We start from the raw sequence: 13307 nt of genomic DNA, 5'->3' as shown, positions 1-13307 counted from the left end.
TCATCATCCCCTCCCGAGCATCCCCCGGGCATGCTCTCGGACGTCACAGAGTGCCAAACGGCGTGGCGGGTGCGGAAGCTGGGGCGGCGCGACACGCCCGGGTTTGGGCGGGCTGTCACGGCGGGGTGACGGCTGGTCACGGAAGCGGAGGGGGTCATGACCGGCGCCGGTGACCGGTCTCGTCGTACCGCATAGGCTGTCGGCACCGCTTTCCATGCGGTGACGTGTGGACGCAGATGAGACAGTCGATACGGGGCGTTGTGACCGTGTGTGGTCACGGTGGGTCCGTATCAGAACGCCGCAGGGGGCAACCGCCATGACGACAGGTCGGCTCGGGCAGCAAGCCGCGCCGCCGAACGCGGCCTACGCCGGGCAGGTCGTGCATTTCCCGGATCCGGTACGGGCGTCCCGTCACCCGAGAGGAGTACGGGTCGACGAGCGTGGTTACCCCGACTTCTCGCCGTACGCGCGTGCGGCGGCGGAGATCGCGGAGCCGCCGGAGGGCTTCGGTGTCGACGAGTTGCGGCTGACGGACTATGTGTCGGCGAACGCGGCGCTGGCGGCTTCGGGGCACGATCTGTGGGACACGGTGCCGTCGGTGGCGACGCCGCACGGCTGGACGTGGCATCACGCGGTGAACTCACGGCGGTTGGAGTTGGTTCCGGTCGAGGTGAAGGCGTTGCTGCGGCACCACGGTGGGATCGCGACGTCGGCGGTGGATCAGAACAAGCGGGGGACGCGGCCGTTGCAGGACACGCGGCCGGCGCACTTCGGGCTGCCGAAGTCGGGTGTGGCGGTGACGGAGTCGCAGGTGCTGGGTGTCGAGGAGGACCTGGGGTATCGGCTGCCGGGCGCGTATCGGTCGTTCCTGAAGGCGGCGGGCGGGTGTGCCCCGGTGGGGACGGCGCTGGACGCGGAGTTGGGGCTGCTGGTCGATCAGCCGCTGTTCACCGTGCGGGACGAGGCCGCGATAAATGACCTGGTCTATGTCAACAAGTGCCTGCGGGACCATCTGACCAAGGACTACCTGGGTGTCGGGTTCGTGCAGGGCGGGTTGCTGGCCGTGAAGGTGAAGGGCGAGCGGCTGGGTTCGGTGTGGTTCTGCGCGTACGACGACGCGCGGGACGTGGATCCGGCCTGGCCGGCGGCCGAGCGGGTGGAGCGGTTGCTGGTGCCGTGCGGTGAGGACTTCGACGCGTTCCTGTCCCGACTGGCGGGTTCTCCGCCGGAGTTGGAGACGGTGGCGAATCTGATGGTGGACGGCGGGTTCGCGCGTGTGGTGCCCGTGGCTGCCGCGGCTGTGGGGGAGTGAGCTTCGCGATGGTGACGTTCGCACAGGCGCAGGAGCGCGCGGAAGAGTGGATCAACGGGGATGTGCCGTCGTACCAGCATCGTGAGGTGCGGGTGCGGGAGTTCGAGCTCGGGTTCGTGGTGTGGGCCGAGGACCGTGCGGGCGGGCCGAGTTCGGACGGGGGCGGTCAGCGGCTGGTGCTCGCCCGGGACAGCGGGGAGGCCACGTTGTGGCCGTCGCTGCCGGTGGGTGAGGTGATCCGCCGGTACGAGGAGGAGTACGGCCGTGGCGGCGCGGCGGCGCAACCGGCGCCGGCCGCTCCGGCTCGGGTGGATCTGAATCAGACGTCGTTCCTGTTGACGCCGCCGGAGTGGTTGCAGGAGGCGGCGGACAAGTTGGGGATCTCGGATGCTCGGCGGGATGGCGGGGCTGGGGATTCGGGGGCGGGGACCGGTGCCGGGACAGGGGCCGGAGCGGGGTCGGGTTCCGGCGGTTCCGGTGCTTCTGACGGTTCTGATGGTTCTGGCGGTTCTGGCGCTGGTACGTCCGGTGGTGGAGCGCTGCCTCGGACGCAGGGCGGGGCTCCGGCGGCTCCTGCGCCTGGTGTGCCGAGTGCGCCTGGTGTGCCCGTAGGCGCGACTCCGTGGGCCGGGACGGACACCGGTGGCGATGCCGGGGAGGACCGTTCCGTGCCCTTGCCGGAGACGGTGTTCGCGCCGCCGTTGAGCGGTGACGACAGCGCGCTGCCGGATGACAGGACGGCGCTGTTGTCGGGTGGCGGTCAGGTTCCGCCGCCTGGGCCGCCGGTGCCGGGTACGCCTCCGCCGGGTGCCACGCCGCCGCCTCCGCCTGGGCCGGGTGCGCCGTCGTACGGCTACCCGGGTGTGCCGCAGGCTCCTGGTGTGCCGCAGGCTCCGGGTGCGCCGGGTGCGCCGGGGCGGCCGCTCGCGTCTAACGCCGGGGACATCGCCGATGCGGCGACCAGTAAGGCGGCGCCTCCGCCGCGTGCGCGGGGTGGGGCGGCGCCGCCTCCTCCGCCTGGTGCGCCGGGGACGCCGGGTGCGCGGGCGGGGAGTGCGCCGCCTCCGCCGCCGTCTGCACCGGGAACGCCGGGCACCCCGGGTGCGCCGGGGACGCCTGCGGGTGGGTACGTTCCGACGCAGCTCGTGTCCGCGTTGGGGCCGGACGGGCCTGAGGGTGCTCCGGGTGCCCCGGGTATGCCTGGCGCTCCGCAGCCGCCCGGTGCGCCGGGTGCGCCGGGCGCTCCCGGGGCTCCCGGTGGGCCTGGCGGACCGAATCCGCCCGGTACGCCTCCGGGTGCTGTGCACCATGCGGCCACTGTGCTGGCCGACCCGAGTCAGATGGGCGGTCCGCCGCAGCCTCCGGGTGCGCCCGGTGCGCCCGGCGCCCCTGGTGCTCCGGGTGCGCAGAATCCGCCGGGTGTCCCCAACGTGCCCGGCGCTCCACAGCCTCCTGGCGTCCCCGGTGCTCCGGGTGCGCCCGGCGCCGCCCCGCAGCCTCTCGGTGCCCCCGGTGGGCAGGGCGGCCAGGGGTCCGCGGGCGGTGCTCGGGGTGCCGTTCACCATGCGGAGACCGTGCTGGCGGCGCCCCCGGTGGGCGGCCCCGGTGTCCCGTCGGCGCAGGCGCCCGGTGCTCCGGGCGTCCCCAACCCGCCCGGTGCTCCGGGTGCCCCGGGCATGCCTGGCGCTCCGCAGCCGCCCGGTGTGCCGGGTGCTCCTGGCGCTCCCGGTATGCCCCCTGCGCCCGGTGCGCCCGGGGCGCCACAGCCTCCCGGCGCCCCCGGCCTGGCAGGCGGCCCCGGTATGCCCGGCGCCCCGGGCATGCCCTCGGCCGCCCCTCAGCCCCCGATGCCGCCAGGTGCCGTACCGCCGCCCCCCGGCCGGCTCGGCCAACCCGGCCACCCGGCACCGGCCCCGGCGCAGCCCTCCGCCCCGGGCCAGCCCCCGGCATACGGCTACCCGCAGCCCACCGGTCAGCCGACCGTCGGCCCCGGCTACCAGGCCGTCCTCCGCTACCGCGCGCAGGACGGGTCGGAGCAGCAGCTGATCCGGCGTTCGGCGCCGGGTACGCCGCACCCGGAGTGGCAGATCTTCCATGAGCTGCGGGGCATGAACGTGCCGCCGGACCAGGTGCTGGAGCTGCACACGGAGTTGGAGTCGTGCGAGCTGCCGGGTGCGTACTGTGCTCGGATGATCCGGGAGCAGTGGCCGCAGGCGCGGATCACGTCGATCGCGCCGTACGGCACGGATCACGCGAGCCGGCAGCAGGGGATGGGGCAGCTGCTGGTGCACCAGGGTGAGTTGCACCAGGTGGCCGACGGGCCCGCCCGCCCGGCGCCGGTGCGCGCCCCGCTGCCGCAGGTGCAGCCGGTGCCGCCGATTCCGCCGGAGGGCGTGGCGCAGGAGCTGGCGGGGGCGTTCGGGCCGGGGATCTTCCGGTTCGAGCAGGCCGCCGTGTCCCGGCAGGGCGTGCCGCCGGTCGTGGCGCACAGTCTGGTCGTCGGCGGTCTGCCGATGGACGTCGGTCCGTTCTTCTGGGCGCAGGCCCAGCCGGGGCGGCCGGTTCCGACGCTGGCGGAGCTGGCGCAGGAGCGCGGGGTGCAGCCGGCCTCGGACGCGGGGTCGTACCTCGTCATGGGCAGCGACTTCGGCAAGGCGCTCTGTGTGCAGTACGGGACGGCGAACATCGTCGCCGTGCCGGTGGAGGCGGGGCCGGGCGGTGCGCCGGTGCCGCCGCAGTTCGTGAACACGGGCCTGCCCGAGTTCCAGCGCTGCCTGGCGCTGCTCGGCCGCATGTGGCGTCTTCGCTTCGGCCTGACCCAGGAACAGGCGGGCCGCTGGACCGTCGACTTCCAGGCCCAGCTCGCCTCCCTCGACCCGGCGGCGCTCGGCTCACCGGAGAGCTGGTGGTCGGTGCTGCTGGAGCAGATGTGGGACGGGTTGCTGTGACATCGCGGGGCTGCGGTGGCCGCAGGCCGTGAGGTGGCCCCGTCGGGTGGCTGGGGCTGCCGGCTGCGTGTGGGCGCGGTCTGGCTGCGCGGCGGCTGATTGCCGTGAGGTTGCTGGCTCCGTTTGGAGGCTGAGGCTGCGGCTGTTCGCCGCGACGTGGCGCCTCTCGGCGGCCCCGCCTGCTCGCCGCGACCTGACGCCCGGTGGCCCAGGTTGCTGGCTGCGTGGGCGCGGTCTGGCCGCTGCGCAGCTTGCGGAGGGGCCACCTTCCGGTGGCCCCAGCTGCTCGGGCCACCGTCCGGCGGCCCTGGTCGCTTGCCGCAAGGTGGCACCACCCGGCGGCCCTGGTGCTTGCCGTTACGTGGCGCCGCTTGGTGGCTGCGGCTGCTCGCCGCGACGTGGCGCCTCTCGGCGCCCCCGCCTGCTCGCCGTGAGGTGGCACCACCCGGCGGCCCCGTTGCTTGCCGTGAGGTGGCGCCGTCTGGCTGCTGCGGCTGCTCGCATTGAGGGGCCGCCGTCCGGTGGCCCGCCGCTCGCCGCAAGGCGACACGACCCGGCGGCCCCGGCCGCTCTCCACGAGATCGCGTCACCGGGCCGCTCGTCGTGACGTGATGTGACATCACCCGGCTGCCGCCGCGGCGGCGTGCGGGAGTGAAAGGGCCGGCTTCCGGTTGTGCGACGGGGAGCCGGCCCTTTCGTATGCGCCCGTATGCGCTTTTCCTGCGGGGCTCAGTGCCTCCGCCCGTGTCCCGTGTGCGGAGTGTCGCGTTATGAACGCTTCCGCCCCATACATCAAGATGTGCGCTAAATCATCATTTTCGTATCCCCGGCGGAGAGGGGTTCCAGGATGAGCAGCGCACCCGGCTCGTTCCACGACTTCGTGGTCGTACGAGGGCGTGGCTACCGTCCCGACCAGGTCGATGCCTATGTCGACGCCCTTTTCCGGAACCGTGACGCCGCCTGGGAACGGGCTGCCCGGCTCACCGTGCTCGCCAGGGAGATGGACGAGGAGGCGGAGCGGTTGCGGGAGACGGTGGCGCAGCTGGCCCCGCAGACGTACGAGACGCTCGGGGAGGGCGCGCGGCGGATCTTCGAGTTGGTGGAGGAGGAGGCCGCGGCCGTGCGGGAGGCCGCGCGGCAGGAGGCGCGGCGCATGGTGGAGGAGGCGCAGGCGTACGCGGAGGGCGTGCGGGAGGCGGCGCAGGCGCATGCCGATGCTGTGGGCGCCGAGGCCGACGAATACGCCCGTCAGCGGTTGCTCGCGGCCCGCGGTGAGGCGGGGGAGATCCGTATCGCCGCGAAACGCGCGCTGAAGGACGGGCGCGGGGAGGTGCTCGGCCCGTTGCGGGAGACGCGGCAGCGCACCAACGGTCTGCTCGCCGACCAGGCGAAGGAGCACGCCGATCGGTGGGCCGACGCCGAGCGGGAGGCCGAGGAGAAGGTTGCCGCGCTGAGGGCGTCGGAGGTGGAGCGGGTGGCGCTGGCCGAGGCGTCGGTGGCCGAGGCGGAACTGGTGCTCGCGGACGCGGAGGCATCGGCGAAACGGCTCCAGGAGGAGGCGCAGGCGCACGCGACCGAGGTGCTCGCGGCGGCCCACAAGCGCGCGGACGAGATCGCCCGGGAGACCGAGCAGGTACTCCATGAGCACGGCAAGAAGTGGGACGAGGTCCGCACGCACATGAACCAGTTGCGCAACAGCCTGGCGACGCTGACCCGGCAGGCCGCCCTGGAGTGAGCGACGCCGGTTGCGGGCCGGTACGTTCGGGCAGGGTGGGGTCGGGAACTGCCCGGCATCGGACGTGAGTTGAGGCACCGTGGACTGGCTGAGCGCGCAGGATGTCGTAGCCGTGGTGGCGGTCGTCGTGGGTGTCGTCGCCTCGGTGGCCACGGTCTGGTACGACCGCGGGGCGCCGGGGCGCAAGCGGATCGGCTACCGGGTGCAGCTGGACAGCCCGGTCGACGACGACGCGTGGCGCAGACCGGCCGGTGTCCGGCTGGGCCTGTTCGACGAGGCGCCCGGCATGGACGACGCGACCCTCGTGCTGCTGCGCGTCGAGAACGACGGCTCGCGGAGCATCGACCGCGACGACTACACGGGCCCCGAATCCCATGGCCTGACCGTGGTGTTCGCCGACCGCTCCGTCCGGGGGGTCTCGGTCACCCAGCCGCCCTACCTCGATCATCTGATGGGCCACTTCACCTCGTCCCGGGGCTTCGCCTACGAGGGCAACCGGCTGCGCCTGCCGCGCGTGCCGCTCCACCAGGGCGACCATTTCAAGGTGCTGGTGCTGCTGTCGGGTGGCCGCGTGGGCAGCCCGGTACGGCTGCTCGGCGGCATCCGGGACGGCGAGGTGCACCCCAACCGCGCCGTGACGCCGGACGACAGGCCGCCGCTGTTCAACAACGCCGCCCGGCTGGTCGCCTTCGCGCTGACGTTCTGCGTCCTGGTTCTCGCCGGGGTGGTCCTCACCCGCGACGACGTGTCCGGCGGTGGGGGCGTGACCGCGGCGCAGGTGGTCGGCGTCGCCGTGGCCTCCGCCGCGCTGGGTGCCTTCGCGGCGGCGGTGCTCAGACGCCGCGGGCGCCACCACGTCCCCAGCGCCTCCGTGCAGGTCGCGGACCCCGTCCGGCGCTTCCGTGAGGTGATCCTCCTGGCCGCGGTGGCCCTGCTCGGATACGCCATCGCGTTCCTCGCCGCCCGGCCCCTGCTGGACGAGCCCCACCCCCTCGGCTTCGACGCCTCCGAGACCGCACAGGTCATCGTGGCGATCGCGGGCCTCACCTCGGGCGTCACCGCGGGCGCGGCCGCGATCATCAAGGCGGTCGCTCATCTCACCTACGCCCGGGCGGACCTGCTGCGCGCCCGCGGCAATCAACCCCGGCCGGAGACAGGCGAGGACCCGGACGCCGAGATGCGGGCCGCCTCCGGCGAGTGACGTGGAGGTTGGGGTGCCGGGAGGTAGCCCGGGCCCGGTGAGTGGGGAGAAGGTCCGGCCACCGGGATGCGGCTGGCCGCCGGGATGTAGCCGGCCGCCGGGTGAGTGGCGCGAAGGTCCGGCTGCGGGGGTGTGGTTGGCTGCCGGGCGCGTGCCCCGAAGGCCCGTACGGCAGGTGGAGTCGGCCTCGGCGGGTGCCCCGAAGTCCCGGATGTCGAAATGCAGCCCCGCCCCGGTGAGTGGCCCGAAGGTCCGGACGCGGGAGGGTGTGGTTGGCCGCCCGGTGAGTAGGGCGAAGGTCTGGCCGCGGGGGTGCGGCTGGCCGCCGGGATGTAGCCGGCCGCCGGGTGAGTGGCGCGAAGGTCCGGCTGCGGGGATGCAGTTGGCCGCCGGGCGCGTGCTCCGAAGGCCCGGATCGCACATGGCGTCGGCCCCGGCGCGTGCCCCGAAGTCCCGGACGCGGAAAGGCAGCCCGCCCCCGCGAACCCGAAGACCCGGACGCCGAAATGCGGCCCGCCCCCGCGAGTGACCCGAATCCCGGGCCACTCCCGCGGCTCCCGCCGCACCCATCACCCCCGGCTAGTCCCCCGCCGCACCCATCACCCCCCCGCTAGTCCCCGCCGCACCCATCACCCCCGCTCAGTTCCCCCTCCGCACCGCCCCCGCCAGAATCCACCCCTCCACGGCCTCGTACTGCCGCCGCTGCTCCTCCTCCTTGCCCCGCCCGGACACGACCGTCCCCAGCCACCCGAAGAGGAAGCCGGCCGGTATCGACACGAGACCGGGTGTCGTGAAAGGGAACCAGTTGAAGTCGGCCTCGGGGAAGGCGGAGATCGGTGAGCCGGACACCAGGTTGGTTCCCGGCATCAGGACCAGCACCACCGCCGAGCCGCCGATCAGGGTCCACAGCAGGCCGGCGCGGGTGTACCGGCGCCAGAAGAGGCTGTAGACGAGCGCCGGGGCGATGGCGGAGGCGCCGAGGGTGAAGGACAGGGTCACCAGTGGCTGCAGGCTGCGGTGCTGGACCATCGTCGCCAGCACGATCGCCGGGACGCCCACCGCCAGCGCCGACAGCCGGGCCAGCGCCATCTCGCGGCGGCCGGACAGCTCCCGCAGCCGGGTGGCGAACACGTCATGGGCGAGGGAGTTCGCGCAGGCGAGGATCATGCCGGCGACCGAGGCGAGCACGGTCAGGAAGATGGCCGTGGTGACCGCCGTGAACACGAGCGTCTCCGTGGTGGAGACGTCGGCGCCGAACGCGGCCCTGGTACCCAGCAGATAGGCCGTGTTGCCCTGCGGATCCGCCCCGGCGATCACCTCCCGCCCGATCAGCGCCGTCGCACCGAAGCCGACCACCGTGATCACCAGCACGAACACCGCCACGCTGGACACCGCCCAGGACATGGACCGCCGCACCTGACGCGCGCCGGTCGCCGTGTACATACGCATGGTGATGTGCGGCAGAACCGCACCGCCGAGGACGACGGCCATCTGGGAGCTGATCATGTCGAGGCTGGGATGCGGACCGCCCGAGAACTGCAGCCCCGACTCGAGGAAGGCCGAGCCGACCCCGCTCTGTGCCGCCGCCGCGTCGAACAGCGCGACCGGATCCCAGTCGAACCGCCGCAGCACCAGTACGGCGACCACGGCGCCCGACCCCAGCAGCATCACCATCTTCAGGATCTGGATGAGGGCCGTGCCCTTCATCCCGCCGATCGCCGCGTAGCTGATCATCAGCACACCCAGCCCGACGATGCACCCCGTCTTCAGGGAGTCGCCCGAGAACCCCAGGATGAATGCCAGCAACTGCCCGGTCCCCGCCAACTGCACCAGCATCAGCGGCAGCAGCGCGGCCAGCGTCACCGCGCAGGCCGCGACCCGCACGGCCCGGCCCGGCATCCGGCGTGCCAGCGCGTCGCCCATCGTGAACCGGCCCGCGTTGCGCAGGGGTTCGGCCAGCAGGAACATCAGCAGCATCAGCGACAGGGCCGTGCTCAGCGCCAGCACGATGCCGTCGTAGCCGCACAGCGCGATCACGCCCGTCGTGCCCAGCACGGTCGCCGCGCTGATGTAGTCGCCCGCGATCGCCAGGCCGTTGCGCATGGGGGACAGGGAGCTGTAGCCGGTGTAGAACTCGTCGAGGTCGTCCCGGTCCGGGCCCATCATCACGCACAGCAGCAGCGTGATCGTGGCCACGGTGCAGAAGGCGACGAGCGACCACGCCTGCGCGTCCGAGCTGAAGTCCGTCATCGCCCGGCCTCCCTCTTGCCCGCATCGCGCTTGGCGTCGACCGCGGCCTCCTTGCGGATACGGTCCGCGAGCGGGTCGACGTAGCGGCTGGCCGTGTGCTCGTACAGCCAGATCGCCAGCCAGGTGACCGGCAGTTGGAGCAGGGCGAGGAGCAGGCCGACGGGCAGCCCGTCGGTGACCGTGCTCGTCATGAACCCGGGCGCGCCGGCGGACAGGATCAGGAAGAGGGTGAAGTACCCGAGCGCGGTGAGCGTCGCCACGCGCCGCTGCCAGCGGTAGGCGGTGCGCAGGATCCGCAGGTCGCTGTGGTGCCCGAGGGGCGGGTGGTCCGGGGTCCGGTGGCGCGGGGGTGCGGTCGGTTCCGGCGGGACGGGGGGCTGCCAGGGGTAGGTGGCGTACGACGGGGACGGAGTCGCCGGGGGCGCCGGGTACCGCGGGGACGGTGAGAACGGGTCGTGCGGGTGGTGCCGGTCGTGCGGGTCGTACGGGTGGTACGGGGAGGACATCCCGGTGCTCCTTGCGTGGCTCGGGTCCGGTGCGCGGACCGCAGGGAGTTGTGGGGGGCGGGCGAGCCACGCACGTTACTGCGCGGTACCGGGAGTGGTCGAGGGTTTCATCAAACTGAGTGGTCGGTATGCGCTTACTGCGCAGAATGCCGTCTGACCTGGGTTGTTACCCCGGTTAACTCAGACTTTTGAATCGGCTTCAAGGCTACGGGAGGCGACGGGGGCGCTACTTGAGGTGAACGAGGGGGTGGGGACGAAGTAGGGGAACACATCAGGGGGACTTGCGACTTCGGGGCGACGTGGGCCCACGGGCCTGCGGCCTAACGTCCTCGGCATGAACAGACCACGCCTGTTAGCCGCGGCGGCCGCGTCCCTCGTGCTCGTGCTCGGACCCGCCCTGACCCTGCCGGCCGTCGGCGCGAGCTCCGCCCCCGCCGCCCCCGCCACTTCCGCAGCCTCCGTGCCGGCCTCCGCCTCGGCTTCCGTCGCCGCGGCGGCCCAACTTCCCCGCCCCACCGGCCCGCACGCCGTAGGCCGCAGCACCCTCCACCTCGTCGACGCCGATCGTCCGGATCCGTGGGTTCCGTCCGCCGGGGCGCGCCAGTTGATGGTGTCCATGTACTACCCCGCACGGCCCGGTACGGGCGGACCGACGGCCCCCTACATGACCACCGAAGAGGCCCGTCTCCTCCTTGAGCTGAGGGCGCCGGACTCCGCCGTCCCGCCCGAGACGCTCAGCGGCGTCCGTACCTGGGCGCACCCCGATGCCCGCCCCGCGCGCGGACGGTTCCCGCTCGTCGTGCTCTCGCCCGGGTTCACGTTCCAGCGCGCCACCCTCACGGGTCTCGCCGAGGAGTTGGCCGCCCGCGGCTATGTCGTCGCGGTCGTCGACCACCCGTACGAGAACGCCGGAACGACCCTCCCCGACGGGCAGACCCTGCCCTGCGCCCTCTGCGGCGAGACGGGGCCGGACGGCTCGGCCGTCGCCGAGAGCCGTGCGAAGGACCTCTCCTTCGTCGTCGACCGGCTCACCGGCCGCCATCCCGCGTGGCGGTACGCGCGCGTGATCGACACCGAGCGCATCGGCATGGGCGGCCACTCCGTCGGCGGCGCCTCCACAGCCGCGACCATGGCCGCCGACGCACGCGTGCGGGCCGGCGTGAACATGGACGGCACGTTCCATGTCCCCGTCCCGGACACCGGCCTCGGCGGCCGCCCCTTCCTGATGCTCGGGCAGCAGGCCAGGACCGATGACCGCGACTGGAACGAGGCCTGGGCCCACCTGGACGGCTGGAAGCGCTGGCTGAGCTTCGCCGGAGCGGGCCACAGCTCCTTCACCGACGTACCTCTCCTCGCGGAGCTGGCCGCAATCCCCGACCCTGCGACGCTGCCCTACGAGCGCTCGCAGGTCCTCACGCGCGCGTACGTCACCGCCTTCTTCGACCTGCACCTGAAGGGCGTCCCGCAGCCGCTGCTCGACGGCCCGTCACCGGCCAGTCCCGAGGTCACCGTTCGTCTTCCTTGAGGACGGGGAACCGCCTGGGCGCCAGCAGCAACAGCACCAGGAAGGCCAACGCCGCCGCGCACGACGCCCCCAGATACACGGCGTGCACCGCGTCGGCGATGGCCCGCCTGGTGGCCTCCGGGGCCGTTCCGCCGGAATCCAGGGCCCGTGTCACCGAGTCCAGGTCGCTCGCCCCGCCGAGCCGCGACGCCAGCACGCCGTTCGCCACGGCACCGAACAGCGCCGCGCCCAAGGTCTGGCCAATCTGCCGGCAGAACAGCACCGACGCCGTCGTCGTACCGCGCTCCGACCAGCCGACCGTCGACTGCACGCCGACGATCAGCGGCAGTTGGAACAGGCCCAGCGCCGCTCCCAGCAGCAGCATCAGCACAGTCGGCTGCCAGGCGTGCCCGGGGTAGGGCAGGAACAGGAACGCCAGCAGGATCAGGGACGCCGTGCCGATCCCGAGCATCGCCGTGTTGCGGAAGCCGATCTTTCGGTAAACGTGCTGACTGAGAGCCGCCGACACCGGCCAGCTCAACGTCCACACGGACAGCACGAATCCGGCCGCCACCGGGGCCAGGCCGAGGACCGACTGGGCGTAGGTGGGGAGGAAGACCGCCGGAGCCACCATCAGCAGACCCAGCGCGCCCAGCGCCAGGTTCACCGCCGCGATCGTCCGCCGGCGCCACACCCAGCCGGGGATGATCGGGTCGGCCGCCCGGCGCTCCACCACCACGACGACCGCCGCGAGCGCCAGTCCCGTACCGAACAGGGCGATCGACGGTCCCGACAGCCACGGCCATGCCACCCCGCCCTGCACCAGCGCCGTCAGCAGCACGCCTCCGCACGCGAACACCGCCAGAGCGCCGGCCCAGTCGACACGCGCGCGCGTGCCCGTCGTCTCGCGCTTCGGCTCGTGCAGATGACGCACGATCAGCCACAACGCCACCGCCCCGATGGGCAGGTTGATGAGAAAGATCCAGCGCCAGTCCGCGTACGCCGCGAGGACTCCGCCCAGCCCCGGTCCGGCCACCGCCGAAACCGCCCACACCGTGGACAACTTGGACTGGATCTTCGGGCGCTCCTCGAGCGGGTACAGGTCGGCGGCCAGGGTCTGGACGGTTCCCTGAAGGGCTCCGCCGCCCAGCCCCTGCACGATCCGGAACGCGATCAGCGCCCACATGTTCCAGGCCACCGCGCACAGCAGCGACCCCAGCAGGAACACCGCCGCGCCCGCGATCAGCACCGGCTTGCGGCCGAAGGTGTCGGAGAGCTTGCCGTAGACCGGGAGGGTCACGGTCACGGCCAGCAGGTATCCGGAGAAGAGCCAGGAGAAGACGGAGAAGCCGCCCAGGTCGCCGACGATCTGCGGTACGGCCGTGGAGACGATGGTGGCGTCCAGGGCGGCCAGCGCCATCGCCAGCATCAGGGCCGCGACCACCGCCGCGCGCTTGCCGTTTCCGGTGCGCTGTGCGGTGTCGCGTATCGCGGGTGTCGTACTGCCCACCGGGTGCCTTCCCTTTTGGTTTCCCCTTGCATCTATCTGCCGCCGAACAGCTTCCCACTTGACCCTGACGTTGCGGGAGGGTGGAGGCTGGATGCGTCCGAGGGGGGAGACGACCCCGAGAAGAGCTCCACCGGTGGGAGGACAGCCCCTAGGGGGATCTCCGTACCAGGTCTCGGGGAGGGTTCGTACCGCCGGAGGACGAGACGGGGTACCGCTCGTCCTTAGCCTGGCTTTACGCCGCTGGGGGGCGGCTGACCGAACCCATGGGGGTGGGGTTTTCCCCCGCACAAGACGGGGCCGGGCACCAGCGCGCCGGACCCTCTCCCGCCACGAGACTGACT

The 13307-nt window shown here is 72.9% G+C and carries 7 protein-coding genes and 1 pseudogene; 5 read left to right on the top strand and 3 right to left on the bottom strand.

The features are described from left to right. Window positions 1-316: 316 nt before the first annotated feature. The 4 genes and pseudogenes from EJ357_RS18820 to EJ357_RS49390 all read left to right on the top strand — a co-directional run. Window positions 317-1312: an SMI1/KNR4 family protein gene (locus tag EJ357_RS18820; protein WP_126392780.1), complete on the top strand. Its 996-nt coding sequence runs from the start codon at window positions 317-319 to the stop codon at window positions 1310-1312. Between the two features lie 8 nt (window positions 1313-1320). Further along, a complete protein-coding gene (locus EJ357_RS18815) occupies window positions 1321-4260 on the top strand; it encodes an SUKH-4 family immunity protein (protein ID WP_126392779.1) in 2940 nt (979 codons plus the stop codon). Window positions 4261-5107: 847 nt separating this feature from the next. Then, window positions 5108-5995, top strand: a complete 888-nt coding sequence (locus EJ357_RS18810; protein ID WP_126392778.1) for a cellulose-binding protein — start codon at window positions 5108-5110, stop codon at window positions 5993-5995. Window positions 5996-6074: 79 nt separating this feature from the next. Beyond that, window positions 6075-6740 (top strand): annotated as a pseudogene (locus EJ357_RS49390) (phosphate ABC transporter substrate-binding protein); the annotation flags it as partial. 1095 nt (window positions 6741-7835) lie between these two features. Here EJ357_RS49390 and EJ357_RS18800 read toward each other — a convergent pair. Together EJ357_RS18800 and EJ357_RS18795 are read right to left on the bottom strand one after the other, a co-directional pair. Further along, window positions 7836-9446, bottom strand: a complete 1611-nt coding sequence (locus EJ357_RS18800) for a sodium/solute symporter (protein WP_126392777.1) — start codon at window positions 9444-9446, stop codon at window positions 7836-7838. Next, on the bottom strand, window positions 9443-9952 hold the full coding sequence (locus EJ357_RS18795; protein WP_126392776.1) for a DUF485 domain-containing protein: 510 nt from the start codon (window positions 9950-9952) through the stop codon (window positions 9443-9445). Before EJ357_RS18795 ends, EJ357_RS18800 begins: the two co-directional genes overlap by 4 nt. A gap of 334 nt (window positions 9953-10286) precedes the next feature. Between EJ357_RS18795 and EJ357_RS18790 the strand changes: the two genes are divergently transcribed. Beyond that, window positions 10287-11477 carry an alpha/beta hydrolase family protein gene (locus EJ357_RS18790; RefSeq protein WP_126392775.1) on the top strand — a complete coding sequence of 397 codons (1191 nt, stop codon included), beginning with the start codon at window positions 10287-10289 and terminating at the stop codon, window positions 11475-11477. Here the strand turns inward: EJ357_RS18790 and EJ357_RS18785 are convergent. Further along, window positions 11458-12966, bottom strand: a complete 1509-nt coding sequence (locus tag EJ357_RS18785) for an MFS transporter (protein WP_126392774.1) — start codon at window positions 12964-12966, stop codon at window positions 11458-11460. The genes EJ357_RS18790 and EJ357_RS18785 overlap by 20 nt on opposite strands. Window positions 12967-13307: the final 341 nt, after the last annotated feature.

The organism is Streptomyces cyaneochromogenes (assembly GCF_003963535.1).
Taxonomy (GTDB): Bacteria; Actinomycetota; Actinomycetes; order Streptomycetales; family Streptomycetaceae; genus Streptomyces; species Streptomyces shaanxiensis.
The sequence above is the reverse complement of the archived record's forward strand: the minus strand, read 5'-3'. Positions and strand labels throughout refer to the sequence as shown.

What these genes read in the sequence shown, in the direction of transcription:
- EJ357_RS18820 (WP_126392780.1), top strand. Translation starts at nt 317, where the DNA reads ATGACGACAGGTCGGCTCGGGCAGCAAGCCGCGCCGCCGAACGCGGCC.
- EJ357_RS18815 (WP_126392779.1), top strand. Translation starts at nt 1,321, where the DNA reads ATGGTGACGTTCGCACAGGCGCAGGAGCGCGCGGAAGAGTGGATCAAC.
- EJ357_RS18795 (WP_126392776.1), bottom strand. Translation starts at nt 9,952, where the DNA reads ATGTCCTCCCCGTACCACCCGTACGACCCGCACGACCGGCACCACCCG.
- EJ357_RS18800 (WP_126392777.1), bottom strand. Translation starts at nt 9,446, where the DNA reads ATGACGGACTTCAGCTCGGACGCGCAGGCGTGGTCGCTCGTCGCCTTC.
- EJ357_RS18790 (WP_126392775.1), top strand. Translation starts at nt 10,287, where the DNA reads ATGAACAGACCACGCCTGTTAGCCGCGGCGGCCGCGTCCCTCGTGCTC.
- EJ357_RS18810 (WP_126392778.1), top strand. Translation starts at nt 5,108, where the DNA reads ATGAGCAGCGCACCCGGCTCGTTCCACGACTTCGTGGTCGTACGAGGG.